Here is a 19,451-nt window from a genome sequence, read left to right as displayed (position 1 = left end):
TGCGCTTATCCGCTGCCGCAGGCCATAAAAAAAGCCTCCGGCTGGAGGCTTTTTACGGTTACGCCGCTTCGCTGGGGCGGGCGCTCGGTTTGGGTTTGCTGTCCGGTTTCGCCACCGCCAGCGCCTCGGGCGCAAAATCATCCACGTTAATGGCCTTCAGCCGGCTGGCTTCGGCCCGCGTCAGCACCTTCGCTTCACTCTCGTCAATCCAGCCTTCTTTCAGCGCGCGCTGGGCCAGCGCATCCAGCCGGGTGAAGGAGAAGTGTTTTTTCTGCTGCTGACACAGACGATCGTGAATCACTTCCGCCGCCATCACATCCTGCAGCGCCTGCTCCAGCTGACCGGCCGGGTTGTGCTCACTCGGCGTCAGATACTGGCCGCGGCCCAAACGGGTGCGGGTTGCGGACGGCAGCTGCAGCATTTTGGCCAGCTTATGATCCAGTTTATCGGACGGTGCCGGGCAGTGTTTGCCGCCGGCGAAAATCACCAGCCGCAGCGCACCCGCAACCAGGCGATTCGGGAAGTTGCGCAGCAGATCGTCCATCGCCACTTCCGCCTGATGCAGCGCATCCTGCACGCCCCAGTGCACCAGCGGCAGATCCGCCTCGTTGCGGCCTTCATCGTCATAGCGTTTCAGCGTGGCGGATGCCAGATACATCTGGCTCAGCACATCGCCGAGGCGTGCCGAAATACGTTCGCGACGTTTCAGGCTACCGCCCAGCACCGCCATCGACACATCTGACAGCAGCGCAAGGTTGGCGCTCAGGCGATTCAGCTGCTGATAGTAGCGACGGGTCGCGTCACGGGTTGGCGTAGCGCTGGTGCGGCCGCCGGTCAGGCCAAGCCACAGGCTGCGCACTTTGTTGCTGCCGACGTGGCCGATATGGCTGAACAGCGCGCGGTCAAAGGTGACGAGATCGTTCTTCGCGGCGGCGTTCATCTCTTCCAGCACCCACGGGTGGCAGCGGATTGCGCCCTGGCCAAAGATAATCATGCTGCGCGTCAGGATGTTCGCGCCCTCAACGGTGATGGCGATCGGGGCGCCCTGATAGGCACGCGCCAGGAAATTATTCTCGCCAAGCATGATGCCTTTACCGCCGGCGATATCCATTGCATCAATGATGGCGCGCTGGCCGCGATGGGTGCAGTGGTATTTAACAATCGCTGACAGCACCGCCGGTTTTTCGCCCAGCATAATGCCGCTGGTGATCAGCGTCGCCGCCGCGTCCATCACGTAAGCGTTACCGGCGATGCGCGCCAGCGGCTCCTCAATCCCTTCCATTTTACCGATAGAGACTTTGAACTGGCGGCGAATGTGCGCGTAGGCACCGGTCGCCAGCGCCAGGCTTTTCAGGCTGCCGGTGGCGTTAGACGGCAGGGTAATGCCGCGTCCTACCGACAGGCACTCAACCAGCATGCGCCAGCCCTGACCGGCCATCGCCGGACCGCCGATGATGTAATCGATCGGCACAAAGATATCTTTGCCGCGCGTCGGCCCGTTCTGGAACGGCACGTTCAGCGGGAAGTGACGTCTGCCAATCTCAACGCCTGGCGTATGGGTCGGGATCAGCGCACAGGTAATACCCAGCTCTTCGGTTTCGCCCAGCAGATGATCGGGATCGGAGAGCTTAAAGGCGAGGCCGAGCACGGTGGCAATCGGCGCCAGGGTAATGTAGCGCTTGTTCCAGGTCAGGCGCATGCCCAGCACCTGCTGGCCCTGCCAGTCACCCATGCACACCACGCCGGTATCCGGAATGGCACCGGCGTCGGAGCCCGCTTCCGGGCTGGTCAGCGCAAAGCAGGGGATTTCATCGCCGCGCGCGAGGCGTGGCAGGTAGTGATCTTTCTGCTCATCGGTACCGTAATGCTGCAGCAGTTCACCCGGGCCCAGCGAGTTCGGCACGCCGACGGTGATCGCCAGGATCCCGGACACGCCTGCCAGTTTTTGCAGCACACGCGCCTGCGCGTAAGCGGAAAACTCCAGACCGCCGTACTCTTTTTTGATGATCATGGCAAAGAAGCGGTGCTGCTTGAGGTAAGCCCACAGCTCCGGCGGCAGATCGGCCATTTCATGGGTGATTTCGAAGTCGTTAGCCATGCGGCAGGCTTCTTCCACCGGGCCATCCAGGAACGCCTGTTCCTCTTCGGTCAGGCGCGGCTGCGGATAGTTGTGCAGTTTCTGCCAGTCCGGTTTGCCGCGAAACAGATCGCCTTCCCACCAGGTGGTACCGGCGTCGATCGCCTCTTTTTCGGTGCGCGACATCGGCGGCATCACCTTCTGGAAGCTGTACAGAGCCGGCTTAGAGAACATGCTGCGGCGCATCGCCGGCAGGTTGAAAGGCAGCAGAATAATGGCCAGCGGCAGCAGCAGCCACGGCGTCCACAGGCCGGTGGCGGCCAGTGCCGCGGTCCACAGCAGCACAATCGCACTGCTGAGCCGCAGTGAAACCTGATGGTAGAAGAGGGCGCTAATTAACACCAGCGTCGCGATGATCGAGGCAAGCAACATAATGAACCGCTCCGTAAGTTGTAAGAGGTCTGACCTGTTAATGATAAGGTTTAGAGCAGTGCACGAAATTTATCAATCTGTTTACATCGCAATTACAACCGAACTCACAAAATCGCGCCGGCAATTAGACGTCAGCGCGGCGTCGCGCTTTTCCCTGCTGCGGGCGCTTTGCGGCTCTGGCCCATTCCGTTAAACTTGCTGGGTCAATTTTCCTCTAAAGGACATCCCTATGTATCAGGACATTATTCGCTCAGAACTCAATGAAGCCGCCGATACGCTCAATAAGTTCCTGAGTGATGAAGCCAACATTCACGCCATTCAGCGCGCAGCCGTGCTGCTGGCCGACAGCTTCAAAGCCGGTGGCAAAGTGCTCTCCTGCGGCAACGGCGGCTCGCACTGCGATGCCATGCACTTCGCTGAGGAGCTGACCGGGCGCTACCGCGAAAATCGTCCTGGCTATCCGGCCATCGCCATTTCGGATGTCAGCCATCTCTCCTGCGTCAGCAACGATTTTGGCTACGACTATGTGTTCTCCCGCTACATCGAGGCGGTCGGGCGCGAGGGCGATGTGCTGCTGGGGCTGTCCACTTCGGGTAACTCGGCCAACATCATCAAAGCCGTAGAAGCCGCGCGCGCCAAAGGCATGAAAGTGATTACCCTGACCGGCAAAGACGGTGGCAAAATGGCCGGTACGGCCGATATCGAAATTCGCGTGCCGCACTTTGGATATGCCGATCGCATTCAGGAGATTCACATCAAAGTGATCCATATCCTGATGCTGTTAATCGAAAAAGAGATGGTTAAGTGATGACGTGCTCCTCCCGTGCCCGCGGGAGGTTCTGATAAGGCGGTTGCTATGTGCGAATTGCTCGGGATGAGCGCCAATGTCCCCACGGATATCTGTTTCAGTTTTACCGGTCTGGTGCAGCGTGGCGGTGGAACCGGGCCGCACAAAGATGGCTGGGGCATCACCTTTTACGAAGATAAAGGCTGCCGCACCTTTAAAGATCCGCTGCCGAGCTACAACTCGCCGATTGCCCGCCTGGTGCAGGAGTATCCGATTAAGTCGCACTCGGTGGTGGCGCATATTCGTCAGGCCAATCGTGGCCAGGTATCACTGGAAAATACCCATCCGTTTACCCGCGAACTGTGGGGCCGCAACTGGACTTACGCGCATAACGGCCAGCTAAAGGGCTATCGCCAGCTGGAGACCGGGCATTTCCGTCCGGTAGGCGAAACCGACAGCGAAAAAGCGTTTTGCTGGATTCTGCATAAGCTGGCTGAGCGCTATCCGCGCACGCCGGGCAACTGGCCGGCGGTGTTTCGCTATGTGGCGGAACTGGCGACGGAGCTGCGCCAGAAGGGCGTGTTCAATATGCTGCTGTCTGACGGACGCTATTTAATGGCCTTCTGCTCAACCAATCTGTACTGGATTACGCGCCGCGCGCCGTTTGGCAAAGCGAAGCTGCTCGATCAGGATGTGGAGATTGATTTTCTGCAGCAGACCACGCCGAAAGACGTGGTGACGGTGATTGCGACGCAGCCGCTGACCGGTAATGAAACCTGGCACCGCATCGTGCCAGGCGAGTGGGCATTATTTTACCTGGGTGAGCGCCAGGAATGATTTCGACGCCGCTTCCGGCGTGGTCATGACCGGCGTGTTGTTCACCGCATACTGACCGGTTGCCGTCACGTTGACCGTTGGCGGCACGTGGTATTTGGCGAAGTAAGCATAGCCCGGCTGCAGTTCACGCCAGAAGCTGATGTAAGTCGAGTAACGATGACGCTGCATGTTGCTGTCGGTCATGCGGAACGGGAAGATGTTGACCTGCACATCCTGCTGACCGTTACGCAGCGCGGCGTTCACGTAATTGAAGATCTCATCCATCGATGCGTTGGTCATGGCATAGCAGCCCACCGACACGCAATCGCCGTGAATCATCAAATAGTTACCGTTATAGCCTTTGGCGCGATCGTACTGATTCGGGAATCCGGTATTGATGGCGCGATAAAAACGGCTGTCCGGCTTGAGCTGATTCATCTTCACGTTATAAAAGCCTTCCGGACTTTTAAAATCGCCCTGACGACGTTTCGGCCCGAGGCCGCCGGAGAAGTTACAGATGCGATAGCTGTCCAGCAGACGATATTCATTACCGATTTTGCCGTACAGTTCCAGCGTACGCTCTTCCTTGAAGATCTGAATAAATACCGGTGTACCCAGTAATTGTTTCTTTAACTCTTTGCTCACCGGAGCCAGCGGCTGCATTGGCTCAGGCGTCATTGCCCAGCTCAGGAGCGGCATAAGAATCATCGCAAACAATAATGCGATTCTGCCCATTCTGTGTGTACCTTGAAGTGAAGAGGAACGCTGACGCAGTGCGTCACTGTATTGCATTATCGGAAATATCCGCTACCGCAGCGCAACATTATCATTGTCTGGCGTTTAATCAAGCCGGAGTCCGAGAAAATGGTGCAATCCTAAAGGGAATACGACCACAAATTTGTAAACTTTAATCGCACGCGCCACAAATATTGCCGTTGTTTTTCTCTGCTGTATACTTATCCAGTATCCGGAGGGGCGTATGCGCAAAATCATTCATGTCGATATGGACTGCTTTTTCGCGGCAGTGGAAATGCGCGACGATCCTTCATTACGTGATATCCCGATTGCCATCGGCGGCAGCCGCGTGCAGCGCGGCGTAATCAGCACCGCCAACTATCCGGCGCGGAAATACGGTGTGCGCAGCGCGATGCCGACCGCCACGGCGCTGCGCCTCTGTCCCCATCTGAAACTGCTGCCCGGCCGCTTTGACGCCTATAAAGAAGCCTCGCAGCAGATTCGCGCCATCTTTACCCGCTATACGCCACTGATTGAGCCATTGTCGCTGGATGAAGCCTACCTGGACGTCACCGACAGTGAACACTGCCAGGGATCGGCCACGCTGATGGCGCAGGCGATTCGCGCCGATATCCTGCGTGAAACCGGCCTGACCGCGTCCGCCGGCATTGCGCCGATCAAGTTCCTCGCCAAAATCGCCTCAGACATGAACAAGCCAGACGGCCAGTATGTGATCACGCCGCAGGCGATGCCGGACTTTCTGCTGACGCTGCCGCTGAGCAAGATTCCCGGCGTCGGCAAAGTGGCCACCAAAAAGCTCGAAGAGATGGGGCTGCGCACCTGCGCTGACGTACAACAGGCCGATCTGGCGCAGTTGCTGAAGCGCTTTGGAAAATTTGGCCGCGTGCTGTGGGAGCGCAGCAACGGCATCGACGATCGCGACGTGGTGGTGGAGCGCGAGCGTAAATCGCTGGGTGTCGAGCGTACGCTGGGCGAGGACATCCATCACTGGGAGCAGTGTCTGGAGATTATTGATTTTCTCTATGCCGAACTCGATCGCCGTCTCAGCGCGATCCGCCCGGATAAGCAGATTGCGCGCCAGGGCGTAAAGCTGAAATTCAACGATTTCCAGCTCACCACCCAGGAGCATGTCTGGCCGGTGCTGAATAAAGACGACATGATCGCCGTGGCGCGTCAGGCCTGGGACGAGCGCCGCGCCGGACGCGGTGTGCGGCTGGTGGGGCTGCACGTCACGCTGGTAAATCCGCAGCTGGAACGCCAGCTGGTGCTGGGGTTGTAATGGCTGAGCTGCCGCTGGAAGAGCGCTACAGCGCGGTCGCCTGACGCGGCACCGTTACCGTAAATAAAAAATCCTGCCCGGGGGCAGGATTTTTTTTATCGCAACAGCCTTACGCTTTTTCCGGCACCACGTTCAGCAGCGCGGTCAGCAGTTTCCAGTACAGACCAACGCTATCGATGTGCACCTGCTCGTCCGGCGAATGCGGACCGGTGATGGTTGGCCCAATCGACACCATGTCCATGTCTGGATACGGTTTTTTGAACAGACCGCACTCCAGACCGGCGTGAATAACCTGAATGTTTGGCGTCTTACCAAACAGCGCTTCATAGGTCTTACGCGTCAGCGCCATGATGGGCGAGTCGGCATCCGGCTGCCAGCCCGGGTAACCGCCTTTCGGCGCGGTTTTCGCCCCGGCCAGCGCACCCAGCGAAGTCAGGGTTTCGACCACCCAATCTTTACCGGTGTCGATCAGCGAGCGAATCAGGCAGATGATCTCGGCGCTGTCCTGCTCCATGGTGACCACGCCGACGTTAAGCGAGGTTTCCACCACGCCTTTCGCCACGTCCGAGTTGCGAATCACACCGTTTGGCGTGCTGTTCAGCAGGTTGATGAAGCGATCGCGGCTGTCTGCGGTCAGCGCCTGGCCCTGATGCGCCAGCGGCTCACTCAGCACGGCGACGTTCTTCTCTTTACTGCCCAGCTCATTCTGCAGCGTGGCCTGGAAATGGGCGGCAGCAGACTTCAGCGCATCCACTTTATGGCTGTCGATGGCCAGCGTAGCGAACGCCTCGCGCGGAATCGCATTGCGCAGCGTACCGCCGGTGAACTCAATCAGACGGATATCCAGCTCAGCCGCGTGCACGGCAAGGAAGCGCGCCAGCAGCTTGTTGGCGTTGCCGAGACCAAGATGAATGTCCGCGCCGGAGTGACCACCTTTCAAACCTTTCAGCGTCAGCTTCAGGGTTTCGAAACCGGCAGGCACGGCCTCGCGGCTCAGCGGTAGGGTAGTGATAAAGTCGATACCACCGGCGCAGCCCATGTAGATCTCACCTTCCTCTTCCGAGTCGGTGTTGATCAGGATGTCCGCCTGCAGCCAGTTTGGTTGCAGACCAAAGGCGCCGTCCATGCCCGACTCTTCGGTCATGGTCAGCAGCACTTCCAGCGGACCGTGGGTCAGGCTGTTGTCAGCCAGCACCGCCAGCGCAGAGGCCATACCGATACCGTTATCCGCACCCAGCGTGGTGCCGCGCGCTTTCACCCACTCGCCATCAACGTACGGCTGAATCGGGTCTTTGGTGAAGTCGTGTACCGTGTCATTGTTCTTCTGCGGCACCATATCGAGGTGCGCCTGCAGCGCCACCGGAGTACGGTTTTCCATGCCTGCGGTAGCAGGTTTACGAATCAGGATATTGCCGACCTGATCGCGTTCAACCCAGAAACCTTGCTCTTTAGCCCAGCCAACAACGTATTCGGCCAGCGCTTCTTCATGGTAAGAAGGGTGCGGAATCGAGCAGATTTTTGCGAAGATATCCCACAGCGGCTGCGGGGAAAGTTGAGACAATTCAGACACAACGCGTCTCCTGTGTCAGCGCGGCGGACATACCGCTCGCACGCGGGTTTCCAGTGAAAGATCGCCGTCAGCACATCTGACGTGATGGGCCAGAGAATATCACTGTTTCCTGCCGGGTGCGCCATCGGGCGCGCTAAAAACCTGCAACCGATGTGACGGGTGCTGGTTTTTAACGCGTCAGATCCTTATAATCTCGCGCAACCTTTTCCCCCTTGCATATTTTTAAGCCAATCTCATTGGCCGGGATTCCTTTTATGAGCGAAAAATACGTCGTTACCTGGGACATGCTGCAGATTCATGCCCGTAAACTGGCCCAGCGCCTGCTTCCTGTGGAACAGTGGAAAGGCATCATCGCGGTCAGCCGCGGTGGTCTGGTTCCGGCATCGCTGCTGGCGCGTGAACTGGGGATTCGCTACGTCGATACCGTGTGCATCTCCAGCTACGATCACGATCACCAGCGTGAAATGAAAGTGCTGAAGCGCGCAGAAGGCGACGGTGAAGGTTTTGTGGTCATCGACGATCTGGTGGATACCGGCGGTACCGCGCAGGCGATTCGTGATATGTATCCAAAAGCGCGTTTCTGCACCATCTTCGCCAAGCCGGCTGGCCGCGCGCTGGTGGACGACTACATTGTCGATATTCCGCAGAACACCTGGATCGAGCAGCCGTGGGACATGGGCGTGGTGTACATTCCGCCGATTGTAAAAAGCTGATTGATGCAACGCAAACAACGCCCGGTTATGCCGGGCGTTGTGTTTTCTGCGCCTCGCGCCCGTGCGGCGGGTGCAGTACACTCTTAGCCATCTATGCGACTGCCGCAGGAGAAGCTTAAGATGGCCGAGAAAAATCTCAGCGAAGAACTGTTCAAACCCCGCTTCAAACACCCGGAAACCTCCTCGCTGGTGCATCGCCAGCACCACCCGACGGCGCAGGTGCACAATGCCCTGGAAGGCGATACCCAGCGCGGCTGGTATCGCATGCTGAATAAGCTGCTGTGGACGTGGCGCGGCCTGGCGCCGCAGGAGATCAGCGAAGTGCTGGCGCGCATTGCCGTCAGTAAATTTGAACACACCGACGAAACGCTGCTGGACACGGTAATTGGCTATCGCGGCGGCAACTGGAACTATGAGTGGTCGAAGCAGGCGGCGCTGTGGCAGCAGCGCGCGATGCAGAACGCCGATCACGATGAGGCCGGCCAGCAGTGGCTGCATGCCGCCAGTCTCTACAGCCTGGCCGCGTATCCCTACATTAAAGGCGATGAGCTGGCGGATCAGGCGCAGGTGCTGGCGAATCGCGCTTATGAAGAAGCCACCCAGCGCCTGCCCGGCGAGCTTAAATCCCTGACCTTTCCCATCAGCGGCGGCAGTCCGGTCACCGGCTTCCTGCATATGCCGGCGCAGGCCAGCGCGCCGTATCCGACCGTGCTGCTGTGCGGTGGCCTCGACTCGCTGCAGAGCGACCATTACCGGCTATTTCATGATTATCTGGCACCGCGCGGCATCGCCATGCTGACGCTGGATATGCCGTCGGTGGGTTTCAGCAGCAAATGGACGCTTAATCAGGACACCAGCCAGCTGCATCAGCAGGTGCTGCGCGAGCTGAGCAACGTGCCGTGGATTGACCACACGCGCGTGGCGCTGTTCGGTTACCGCTTTGGCGCCAACGTGGCGACGCGGCTGGCTTACCTTGAGGTGCCGCGTCTGCGCGCGGTGGCGTCGCTCGGGCCGATGGTGCATCACGTGTTTGTCGATGCGCAGCGCCAGCAGCAGCTGCCGGATATGTATATGGACATGCTGGCCAGCCGGCTGGGCATGTCGTCGACCTCCGACAGCAATCTGCGCATCGAGCTCAACCGCTATTCGCTCAAAGTGCAGGGCCTGCTGGGCCGCCGGACGCCGGTGCCGATGCTGGCCGCTTACTGGCCCAACGATCTGTTCAGCCCGGAAGAGGAGGCGCAGCTGATCGTCAACTCCTCGGCGCAGGGCAAGGCGCTGGCGATTCCCGCCACGCCAGTGTTTGCCAGCTTTGACAAGGCGCTTAATCAAATTTGCGACTGGCTGGCAAAACAGTTGCAGCGCTAACTGGCGAAATACGCAGACTCTGCTACAACTTATCTTCGGGAAAATACGTGCGGTGGCGTTTTGCCGCCGCGCTGCGTTTTATACGGTTTATTTGAGGGAGAGAGTTAGCATGACGTTACCGAGTGGTCACCCCCGTAGTCGCCTGCTTAAGCGCTTCACCGAATTGGGGCCGTACATCCGTGAAGGACAGTGTGAAGAGACGCGTTTCTTCTTTGATTGCCTGGCGGCGTGCGTCAACGTCAAACCGGCGCCGGAAAGCCGCGAGTTCTGGGGCTGGTGGATGACGCTGAACGCCTATGAAGATCACTTCACCTACGAATACCACTTCGGCCTGTTTGATAAAGACGGCGACTGGAGCGTGGCCGCCATCAAGGGCAAAGAGAACAATGAGAAAGTGGAGAGCACGCTGCGTAATTTCCACGAGCGCCTGAAAGCCACGCTGCATGAGTTTAAGCTTGATCTCAGGCCCGCGGCGGGGTTCAAAGAAGAGCCGGTTAAACTCAGCGCCTGAACCTGAGTCAGACCAGAATAAGAAAGAGCCGGTGATGAGCCGGCTCTTTTTTTACAGACACAGACAGGGTAATGCTGACGCTTAGAACTGGTAGGTCAGACCGACCGCCACCACGTCATCGCTGTTGATGCCCAGCGGGTTGTTGTCATCCAGCTGGTTGATTTTGTAGTCAACCATGGCCGACATGTTTTTGTTGAAGTAGTACGTCATCGCCACGTCGACATATTTCACGATGTCCGCATCGCCAATGCCTTCAATGTCTTTGCCTTTGCTCTGCACGTAGCCCAGCGATGGACGCAGACCGAAGTCGAACTGATACTGTGCAACCACTTCAAAGTTCTGCGTTTTATTCGCCACGCCGCCCGTGATTGGCGTCATGTTACGGGTTTCAGAGTAGGTCGATGCCAGGTAAATGCTGTTCGCATCATATTTGATGCCCGCGCCCCAGGCTTCCGCTTTGTCACCACGGCCCAGACGGGTCGCCACGTCCTGCGAGTTGGTACGGTCAGCAGAGGAGATCGCACTCATCAGGCTGACACCGCTATCGCCGAGGGTGTAACCCAGTGACGCACCGTAACCGTCGCCGTTCTGCTTAGGAATCTCTGAACGGCCGTTGGCGCTGGTGGAATCGTTCTTGCCCTGATACTGCACCGCGAAACGCAGGCCATCCACCAGACCGAAGAAATTGCTGTTGCGGTAAGTGGCGACGCCAGAAGTACGGCCCAGCATGTAGGTGTCGGTGTAGGCGCTGTCGCCACCGAACTCTGGCAGCACGTCGGTCCATGCCAGCACATCGTAAACCACGCCGTAGTTACGACCGTAATCAACAGAGCCGTAGTTACCAAACTTCAGACCGGCAAAGCCCAGACGGGTTTTGTTACCGATGTTAGCGTCGGTGTTGGTTTCTGCGCGGTTACCCTGGAACTGATATTCCCACTGACCGTAGCCGGTCATCAGGTCGTTAATCTGCGTCTGCCCTTTGAAGCCCAGACGGATGTAAGTTTTGTCGCCGTCAGCGGCTGCGTTGTCGCTGAAGTAGTGCATGCCTTTCACACGACCGTACAGATCCAGTTTGTTACCGTCTTTGTTATAAACTTCTGCGGCTTGTGCGGTTGAGGCCAGAGCCAGCGCGGAAACGATGAGTGCCAGTGTGCTTTTCTTCATTTTGCTATCAATCCCAATGAGTAAAATTTGTTGTACCCGTGAAAAGGTTTGTAAAACACGGGACGTTTTACCGACTGGCAATGAAGGTTTTATGACATTTTTTCTGATTTCTTGTTAATCGCGAACTTTTGGTCTACCCGCTTGTCAGGCGTTTTTTGTGCTTTTCCCCTTGCCGCTGTTGGCTTCCTTGCTGACTCCTGTTAAAACGTCCCTTCGCAGATTTTTTTCTTACATGGCAGGAAAAACATGAGTGGCAGTCAGACCCTGGTGGTCAAATTGGGTACCAGCGTCCTCACCGGCGGATCGCGCCGGCTGAACCGGGCGCATATGGTGGAGCTGGTTCGGCAGTGTGCACAACTGCACGCCGCCGGTCATCGCATTATCATCGTCACCTCAGGCGCGATTGCCGCCGGTCGCGAACACCTTGGTTACCCGGAACTGCCACCGACCATCGCCTCAAAGCAGCTGCTGGCTGCGGTGGGGCAGAGCCGTTTAATCCAGCTGTGGGAGCAGCTGTTCTCCATCTACGGTATCCATATCGGGCAGATGCTGCTGACGCGCGCCGACATGGAAGATCGTGAACGCTTCCTCTACGCGCGCGATATGCTGCGCGCGCTGCTCGACAACCATATCGTGCCGGTGATTAACGAGAACGACGCGGTGGCAACCGCGGAAATCAAGGTTGGCGACAATGACAACCTGTCCGCGCTGGCGGCGATGCTTGGCGGTGCCGATAAACTGCTGCTGCTGACCGATCAGCCAGGCCTGTTTACCGCCGATCCGCGCACCAACCCCGAGGCAGAACTGATCAGCGATGTGCATCAGATTGATGATGCGCTGCGCACGCTGGCTGGCGGCAGCGTCTCCGGTCTCGGCACCGGCGGCATGGCCACCAAACTGCAGGCGGCGGATGTTGCCTGCCGCGCCGGCATTGACGTGATCATTGCGGCCGGCAGCCGCCCGGATGTGATCGGGGATGTGCTGCACGGCAAACCGGTGGGGACGCGCTTCCACGCGCAGCAGTCACCGCTGGAAAACCGCAAGCGCTGGATCTTTGGCGCACCACCGGCGGGCGAGATCACCATAGACGACGGCGCGCTGGCGGCGGTGCTGGAGCGCGGCAGTTCGCTGCTGCCGAAAGGCGTCCGTGACGTGCAGGGCAATTTCTCGCGCGGCGAAGTGATCCGCATTCGTAACCTGCAGGGGCGCGATATCGCCCACGGCGTCACGCGCTATAACAGCGATGCGATGCGCATGATCGCCGGTCATCACAGTCAGGAGATTGGTGAGATCCTCGGTTACGAATATGGCCCGGTTGCGGTGCACCGCGACGATATGATCGTCAGTTAAGGAGCGGATAATGTTAGAACAGATGGGTAAAGCGGCGCGTGAGGCGTCGTACAAACTGGCGGAGCTCTCCACCGAACAAAAAAATCAGGTACTGCTGACTATCGCCGATCGGCTGGAAGCGGAAAGCGCCGACATTCTGGCGGCTAACCAGCAGGATCTGGCCGATGCGCACACTAACGGCATGAGTGCGGCGCTGCTCGATCGTCTGACGCTCAACCCGCAGCGCCTGAAAGGCATCGCGGATGACGTTCGCCAGGTGTGCCGTCTGGCCGATCCGGTTGGCCAGCTGATCGACGGCGGGCGGCTCGACAGCGGCCTGCGCATTGAACGACGTCGCGTGCCGCTCGGCGTGATCGGGGTGATCTACGAAGCGCGCCCGAACGTCACGGTCGACGTGGCGTCACTGTGTCTGAAAACCGGCAACGCGGCGATTCTGCGCGGCGGCAAAGAGACCTGGCGTACAAACGCCGCCACGGTGCGGGTGATCCAGAACGCGCTCATCGAGCATGGTTTACCGGCAGCAGCGGTGCAGGCGATTGAGAACCCGGATCGCGAACTGGTGAATCAGCTGCTTAAGCTGGATCGCTACGTTGACATGCTGATCCCGCGCGGCGGCGCCGGGCTGCACAAGCTGTGTCGCGAAAATTCCACCATTCCGGTGATCACCGGCGGTATCGGCGTGTGCCATCTCTATCTTGACGAAACCATGGAGACGGACGCCGCGCTGGAGGTGATTGTTAACGCCAAGAAGCAGCGTCCCAGCGCCTGTAACTCGCTGGAAACCCTGCTGATTCATCGCGGTCAGGCTGAGCGTTTCATTCCGGCGTTTCTGCAGCGTATGGCGCAGGAGAACATTGCGCTGCACGCCGACGAAAACGCGCTGGCGCTGCTGCAGCAGGGGCCGGCCAGCGTGGTGGCGGTGCAGATGCACCAATACGACGATGAGTGGCTGTCGAACGATCTGAACGTCAAGCTGGTGGCGGACCTCGATGAAGCGGTCGCACACATCCGCGCGCACGGCACCCAGCACTCCGACGGCATTCTGACGCGCAGCATTGGCAATGCCAATCGCTTCGTGAATCAGGTCGACTCATCGGCGGTGTACGTCAACGCCAGCACCCGCTTTACCGACGGCGGCCAGTTCGGTCTTGGCGCTGAAGTGGCGGTCAGTACGCAGAAACTCCATGCGCGCGGTCCGATGGGCCTCGAAGCGCTCACCACCTACAAATGGATTGGCTGGGGCGACGATACCCTGCGCCGTTAGTTTTCTCTCCGGCATCACAATGGGCACCTGACGCGGTGCCCTTTTTGATCGCTTTCGATCCAGTTATTTCCAGAGCTTTTCGTTTTATTCCTGTCATCTGTGGCGCGCCTGCGGCTTTTCGCCCATTTTTTGCTGTGGGTGCTGGTCTCAGCGTTACAGAACAATCCTGAAAACCCCTGTCAGAACAAGCTGTCAGAGATTCATTACTGGTTTCCACCAGGGCGAAGAGGATAATGATCGTCCAGCTTTATTGATAAAAGCGGTTGGGTAGTAAACTAGCGGTAATATAAAATGAACTGGTAGCAAAAATGAAAATAACATTCAGTCTTTTACTGATGGCAGACTATTAACTGATGGTTAAAAAAGAGAGTACGAGACAAGCTTTTACTGCCAGGCTGATTGCCGCATGCGAGAGCGCGGGAATTGTCGGACATGGACGGAACAAACAGGTCGCTCAGGCACTGCAACAACGGGGATGCAGGATCTCAACTCCAGGGGTCTGGAAATGGTTTAACGCGCAATCCATTCCGGATGACAGTAATCTGCTGGCGCTCAGCCAGCTGTTAGGCGTGCGCGTGGAGTGGCTGCAGTTCGGCATGGAAAAACCGGATGTGGCGCTTGCCCGTCAGCGCCTGATCGATCCGCAGCACATGTTCCGCGTCGAAAGCCTGGACATCGGGCAACGCAGCGCACAGGGTATTGTCGCGCGCGACGAACTGGTCGAGACCATTCAGGCGATTGAATACGGTCTGGATGAGGCGCGCGTGCTGTTTAACGGCCGCCCGGCCGAAAACATCCGGCTGATTGCCCTGAACAGTGACTCCATGGCCGGTACTTTTGCACCGCGCGATCAGCTGTTCGTCGATATCAGCGTGCACCGCTTCGACGGCGACGGCATCTATCTGTTCAATCTCGACAACCAGCTCTACCTCAAGCGGCTGCAGTTACAGCACAAGAAGGTGGCGGTGATCTCCGACAACAAACGCTACGAGACCTGGTATCTGACGCTGGACGAAGCGGCGTCGCTGCAGGTGATTGCCCGCGTCATCATGAGCCAGGCGCGTGACTATCAGATTCTGGGCTGAGCATCAGTGCGTTAACCGGCAAAAAAATAATCCGGCTGAAATCAAAAATTTAACTGTCGGTAAATAAAAAATTAACTGTCAGTGTTTGCCAATGCATTAGAACCTGTTAATAATTTGACCATAGATGGACGACATCTCTGCTCCCGGATGAGCCCGCTCTTAAACAATTGAGGCGCTGCACAAGCGCGAGACAACCCACCCAAAGTCAGTGAATTTTGGGATGGGGTGGATACGCACTTAGCAGCGTCGTCAGTTGTCCTCTGCTTTCACTCTCCTCTGCTTATACCTGGCCGTTTTTTACGGCCGGGCAAGCCAGTTGCGGGTGATTGCAGAGGGGCCACGGACGTCCCGGTCTGTGCCGAATCGCCGTGCTCACCACCCCATCGCCAAAGACTCATTCACAGGAGGAGTTATGGCGATTATTCAATATGGCAAATCAGTCTTTAGCGGAAACGCGCGCACCCGTCGCCACCGGCGGCGTCAGCCGCTCAGCCGCCTGAAGCGCAGCATCGACAGTGCCCTGGGCCTGGAGTGTGATGAGATCACCCTGCGCACCGCCGAGCGCATCTGCCAGCGGGAAATCCGCTCCCGGGTAGACCGCGCAGTACTGGCGCCCACGCGGCCCTGCAACGACAACCCCAGCTTTGATAACTGCTGTTTGCCCCACGTTCATCTGTACGCCGTGCGTTAATTCTCTGCTGTTTTTCCAGTTCTGAACGGAACGTTTCACCTTTCCTCACTGTTTAGTTGCGCTTGAGCGTTGCGCTTAACGGCTGCCTGTCGCCCGGCGCAACCGATCAGCGAGGTTTATGTGTTGTGGTTATTTGCGCAGCTTTTCATGCCGTTGCGCCCGTCAAAGAGGAACCGTTATGAGCCAAATCATTGCCATTTTGAATTTCGAAGAGGGATACCGCGAAGCGCCTTACCTCGACACGCAGGGGTTTCCCACCGTTGCGGGCGGTATTCGCATCGGGCCGAAAGGCGCGTCGCTCAGCCACTATATCTTCCGCGTGCCGCGCCGCGTTGGTGACGTGTGGAAGCAGTGCATCGTTGAGGGCAAGGTGCAGGAGATGCAACAGCGCGCGCTGGTGCAGCAGGCACTGAGCCAATGCAACGAGGCGCGCAGCGATGTGCTGATCAGCATGGCCTATCAGATGGGCGTCGACGGTCTGGCGCTGTTTCGCGGCATGCTCACCGCGGTGACGCAACGCGATTTCGACGCGGCGGCGAACGCCATGCTCGACAGCCTGTGGGCACGGCAAACTGCGGGGCGCGCCCGGCGTCATGCCGAAGTGATGCGCACGGGCACCTACGACATTTATCGGGGGCTGTTATGAATATGCGCTGGCTGTTGTTCGTTATCGCCGTACTGGCGGCCATCATCCTGCTGCTGTTGCTGCAGCGCTTCACCACGCTGGAGTTTGTTAAACACGCGCGCCTGCTGTTTAAAACCTGGTCGGTGTGGCTGGCGTCGCTGGGTTCGATGCTCAGCGCCTGGGTGCAGTCTTTTCCCTCGTCAGCGCTGGATGCGTGGAACGCGCTGCCGGCGGATATCAAAGAGATCCTGCCGCACAACTATCTCGGCCTGATCGGCGCCTTCATGGTGGCGATGGGCGTACTGGCGCAGTTCGTGCGTCAGAAGAACCTGGTGGAGCAGAGAAAAACGCTGGAGGACAAACCATGAGCTTTCTTCTTTCTCAGCTTGTCGGCAGCTGGCACTGGCTGGCGGCGATTGGCGGCGTGATTGCCGCGCTGATTGCCAGCTACGCCGGCGGTAAAAAAATCGGCAAGGTGCAGCAGCAGGCGAAAGCTGATGTTGCGCAGGCCGAAAAGACCGCCGCGCAGGCGGTTGAAGTTAATCAGCAGCAGCAACAGCTGCGTGAGGAGGCCAGACGTGTGGAAACCCGTAACGGTAATCTTGATGACGCTGCTGCTCGTGACAAGCTGCAGCAGTCGAAATACCACCAACCCTGAGGCACCCGTCGTTATCGACTCCGCCTGTTCGTTATTTTCCCCGATTTACACCCACGGCAATGACGCCGAACGCATGGACATTCGCACCGTGCGCGCCATCAACAATCACAACGATCTTTGGGACCAGCACTGCCGCCCGGCGGCGCACTGACGCTGTTCTCTCGCTTTGTATTGCAAACCTGAAATGCCGAGGAGGCTAAGATGATCGAAGTTAACTCTTTTGCTGAACTGCGTACCACTGTGCCGGCCAAAAACGGCGATCTGGCGTTCCTGCGCCGCTATAATCCTGACTCCACCTTCCGTGGCGGTGGGGATTTCACCGGCTTTATCGGTACCACCACGGCCGCCGATGACGGCGGTACGCTGGCGGTCGGTAATGGCTTTTACTGGAAACGCGTGATCAACGATCCGGCAGACGTCAACGTTTACCACTTCGGCGCGAAAGGGGACGGTTACGCTAACGATACCGACGCCTTTAACCGCATGCTGGCGTGGACGCAGGGTTACAGCGGTAATATCCGTGACCTGCCGGTGCGTTTCCCGGGCGGTAAATTCCTGATTAACCCGATCGACATCAGCGCTACCGAGATCGCCTTTTTTGGTCTGCAGGGGGATGACGTGGAGCTGGGTTCGCTGCCGCGCACCACCATCATCTCCGACAAAAGTGCCAACACGGTGTTCAAAGTGAAGGCACGGCGGACCGCGATCAAAGGCATTACCTGGCACGGTCAGGCATCGGCCGACGTCACCACCAACAAAGGTACCATTACCGCCGAGATGTGTACCAACGTGCAGCCGTTCTTCGAAAACACCTGCATCGAAGGCACCACATTAAATATTTACTGTTTCCGCGCGCAAAACAGCGGCGGCACGGTGATTAAAGCGCTGGATACGCTCGACAGTAAATTCGACCAGATCTACACGCTGTGGACCTATGGCCGGGTGTTTGACATTGGCTGGTCGAACTCGCCAAACGGCAAGTGGGACCACTCAACGGCTATCGAGATCTGCAACTGTAACTTCCAGACCGGCTACGGCGACGCCACGCTGTACATGCCGCGCGTGACGCAGGGCATCATGCGTAACGTGTGGATTGAGCACACGCGTAATCCGGGCGATCTGTCGGACGGTGCCTGGAGCATTGATACGCTGAACATTGAGGATTGCGGCACGCCGTTCAATCTCAATAATGCGCGCGTCATCATGCGCCAGATTGGCCTGCAGTCCGGAGCGAAGATCTCAAACGATATGGCTGGCACGCGCTGGCTGTCGACTTTTGACTACGGCTATCGCCGTGAAGAGCATCACGGCACGCTGATCACCGGCTCATTCCGCGCGGGCTACTACAGCGGCCACAAAGTCACCAACAATACCGACACCGATAACTGGTATCGCCTCGGCCAGCTGTTCTTTCCGACGGCGAATCAGCAGTGGGTGATGGAGCTGATTGGTAAAGCCGACGCTACCCAGCCAACCGGAACGGCCGCCTCACCGGTCAATCTGGCAGGCACCGGGAAAACGTGGATTAACCTGCAGCGGCTGGAAACGGTATGGGCTGACGCCTGCCATATGGGGCAGCCGGCGGTGCTGGATATTCGCTACAGCCGCGTCGGCACCACGTATGCCGTGGTATGGGTGAAGCTGCGCGCCAACAGCGGCGACACGCTGATTAACCTGAAGACCACCGGGCCGACGCGTTTTGAAGCTGGCTCCTGCTCGCTGTTCCAGCCTGACTTCTCGGTGGTGACGGATACCACCAAAATGGGCACCCTCAAACCGGCGGCGCGCTTTGGTCTGCACAATGGCGTCGCGGGTATTGGGGCTAACGAGAAAGGCGTGCTTACCGTCGCGACGGCAGCAGGTACGCCGACCAATAAAACCACGCCGACGGGCTTTGTGCTGGTCAATATCAACGGTGTCGATCGTAAGCTTCCTTATTACGATTGAGGCCAGCACCTTTTGGCGAGGCTGCGGCCTCGCCTTTTTTTGTGTCTGGCGCGAGAGGGCGCTGTTCGCGGCGTTTTTTCCGCGTCAAAATCGTAAGGCCAGCCCGGGTGATGCTGAAAAACGCAGCACTTAACCGGCACCATCTTGACTCATCCCCCCGATTTTTCTATGTTTACTCCCCGTAGTTCCCGCCTCAATGCCGGTATAGCTCAGTTGGTAGAGCAGCGCATTCGTAATGCGAAGGTCGCAGGTTCGACTCCTGTTTCCGGCACCATCAGTTACCGTTTTTAGTCCAAAAACACATAAACTAATTAGACGTATTGTTTTTTTAATTTATTATTTCTATTATGTTTTCATA

Annotated in this window: 19 protein-coding genes and 1 tRNA gene; 16 read left to right on the top strand and 4 right to left on the bottom strand. The window is 58.0% G+C overall.

Annotation, left to right across the window (positions count from 1 at the left end; all coding sequences use genetic code 11):
• Positions 1-58 precede the first annotated feature (58 nt).
• On the bottom strand, positions 59-2,509 hold the full coding sequence (gene fadE / locus AC6I8F_RS15085; protein ID WP_498028186.1) for an acyl-CoA dehydrogenase FadE: 2,451 nt from the start codon (positions 2,507-2,509) through the stop codon (positions 59-61).
• Between the two features lie 229 nt (positions 2,510-2,738).
• Between fadE and lpcA the strand changes: the two genes are divergently transcribed.
• Entirely contained in the window at positions 2,739-3,317 is a 579-nt protein-coding gene (gene lpcA / locus AC6I8F_RS15080; protein WP_021507284.1) for a D-sedoheptulose 7-phosphate isomerase, read from the top strand.
• Positions 3,318-3,365: 48 nt separating this feature from the next.
• Positions 3,366-4,133, top strand: coding sequence for a class II glutamine amidotransferase (locus tag AC6I8F_RS15075; RefSeq protein WP_127833720.1), 768 nt, complete (start codon positions 3,366-3,368; stop codon positions 4,131-4,133).
• Here AC6I8F_RS15075 and dpaA read toward each other — a convergent pair.
• On the bottom strand, positions 4,104-4,847 hold the full coding sequence (gene dpaA / locus AC6I8F_RS15070; RefSeq protein WP_498028185.1) for a peptidoglycan meso-diaminopimelic acid protein amidase: 744 nt from the start codon (positions 4,845-4,847) through the stop codon (positions 4,104-4,106). The two genes, AC6I8F_RS15075 and dpaA, sit on opposite strands and share 30 nt — an antisense overlap.
• Positions 4,848-5,091: 244 nt before the next feature.
• Between dpaA and dinB the strand changes: the two genes are divergently transcribed.
• On the top strand, positions 5,092-6,147 hold the full coding sequence (gene dinB, locus AC6I8F_RS15065) for a DNA polymerase IV (protein ID WP_058758014.1): 1,056 nt from the start codon (positions 5,092-5,094) through the stop codon (positions 6,145-6,147).
• A 109-nt stretch (positions 6,148-6,256) separates the two neighbouring features.
• On the opposite strand, the gene pepD is transcribed toward dinB, so the two are convergent.
• The gene (gene pepD / locus AC6I8F_RS15060; RefSeq protein ID WP_021507280.1) at positions 6,257-7,717 is read right to left on the bottom strand and encodes a beta-Ala-His dipeptidase; all 1,461 of its coding nucleotides are present in this window, start codon (positions 7,715-7,717) and stop codon (positions 6,257-6,259) included.
• Positions 7,718-7,971: 254 nt separating this feature from the next.
• Between pepD and gpt the strand changes: the two genes are divergently transcribed.
• The 3 genes from gpt (at position 7,972) to crl (ending at position 10,309) form a co-directional block, all read left to right on the top strand.
• Positions 7,972-8,430, top strand: a complete 459-nt coding sequence (gpt, locus tag AC6I8F_RS15055) for a xanthine phosphoribosyltransferase (RefSeq protein ID WP_021507279.1) — start codon at positions 7,972-7,974, stop codon at positions 8,428-8,430.
• Between the two features lie 120 nt (positions 8,431-8,550).
• On the top strand, positions 8,551-9,798 hold the full coding sequence (gene frsA / locus AC6I8F_RS15050; RefSeq protein WP_058769336.1) for an esterase FrsA: 1,248 nt from the start codon (positions 8,551-8,553) through the stop codon (positions 9,796-9,798).
• A gap of 109 nt (positions 9,799-9,907) precedes the next feature.
• Positions 9,908-10,309 (top strand): sigma factor-binding protein Crl, encoded by a 402-nt coding sequence (gene crl, locus AC6I8F_RS15045; protein ID WP_021313042.1) that lies wholly within the window; start codon positions 9,908-9,910, stop codon positions 10,307-10,309.
• An 81-nt stretch (positions 10,310-10,390) separates the two neighbouring features.
• Here crl and ompC read toward each other — a convergent pair whose 3' ends face one another.
• Positions 10,391-11,473, bottom strand: a complete 1,083-nt coding sequence (gene ompC / locus AC6I8F_RS15040) for a porin OmpC (RefSeq protein ID WP_021507277.1) — start codon at positions 11,471-11,473, stop codon at positions 10,391-10,393.
• 246 nt (positions 11,474-11,719) lie between these two features.
• Between ompC and proB the strand changes: the two genes are divergently transcribed.
• The 10 genes from proB to AC6I8F_RS14990 all read left to right on the top strand — a co-directional run bounded on the left by proB (position 11,720) and on the right by AC6I8F_RS14990 (position 19,367).
• Positions 11,720-12,823: a glutamate 5-kinase gene (gene proB, locus AC6I8F_RS15035; protein ID WP_021507276.1), complete on the top strand. Its 1,104-nt coding sequence runs from the start codon at positions 11,720-11,722 to the stop codon at positions 12,821-12,823.
• A gap of 10 nt (positions 12,824-12,833) precedes the next feature.
• Complete coding sequence (gene proA, locus AC6I8F_RS15030) at positions 12,834-14,087, top strand: glutamate-5-semialdehyde dehydrogenase (RefSeq protein ID WP_282954333.1); 1,254 nt, start codon at positions 12,834-12,836, stop codon at positions 14,085-14,087.
• 353 nt (positions 14,088-14,440) lie between these two features.
• Positions 14,441-15,172: a S24 family peptidase gene (locus AC6I8F_RS15025; protein ID WP_031279669.1), complete on the top strand. Its 732-nt coding sequence runs from the start codon at positions 14,441-14,443 to the stop codon at positions 15,170-15,172.
• 412 nt (positions 15,173-15,584) lie between these two features.
• A complete protein-coding gene (locus AC6I8F_RS15020) occupies positions 15,585-15,863 on the top strand; it encodes a transcriptional antitermination N peptide (protein WP_021507273.1) in 279 nt (92 codons plus the stop codon).
• A gap of 178 nt (positions 15,864-16,041) precedes the next feature.
• Positions 16,042-16,509, top strand: a complete 468-nt coding sequence (locus tag AC6I8F_RS15015; RefSeq protein ID WP_021507272.1) for a lysozyme family protein — start codon at positions 16,042-16,044, stop codon at positions 16,507-16,509.
• Positions 16,510-16,511: 2 nt separating this feature from the next.
• Positions 16,512-16,856: a DUF7940 domain-containing protein gene (locus AC6I8F_RS15010; protein ID WP_031279668.1), complete on the top strand. Its 345-nt coding sequence runs from the start codon at positions 16,512-16,514 to the stop codon at positions 16,854-16,856.
• Positions 16,853-17,146 (top strand): hypothetical protein, encoded by a 294-nt coding sequence (locus AC6I8F_RS15005; protein WP_498028184.1) that lies wholly within the window; start codon positions 16,853-16,855, stop codon positions 17,144-17,146. The genes AC6I8F_RS15010 and AC6I8F_RS15005 overlap by 4 nt, the downstream gene beginning before the upstream one ends.
• Positions 17,094-17,297, top strand: a complete 204-nt coding sequence (locus AC6I8F_RS15000) for a hypothetical protein (protein WP_125310414.1) — start codon at positions 17,094-17,096, stop codon at positions 17,295-17,297. Before AC6I8F_RS15005 ends, AC6I8F_RS15000 begins: the two co-directional genes overlap by 53 nt.
• A 50-nt stretch (positions 17,298-17,347) precedes the next feature.
• Positions 17,348-19,093 (top strand): putative phage tail protein, encoded by a 1,746-nt coding sequence (locus tag AC6I8F_RS14995; protein ID WP_021507268.1) that lies wholly within the window; start codon positions 17,348-17,350, stop codon positions 19,091-19,093.
• A gap of 198 nt (positions 19,094-19,291) precedes the next feature.
• Positions 19,292-19,367, top strand: a tRNA-Thr gene (locus tag AC6I8F_RS14990).
• Positions 19,368-19,451: the final 84 nt, after the last annotated feature.

The organism is gamma proteobacterium symbiont of Axiagastus rosmarus (assembly GCF_059730925.1).
The sequence above is the reverse complement of the archived record's forward strand: the minus strand, read 5'-3'. Positions and strand labels throughout refer to the sequence as shown.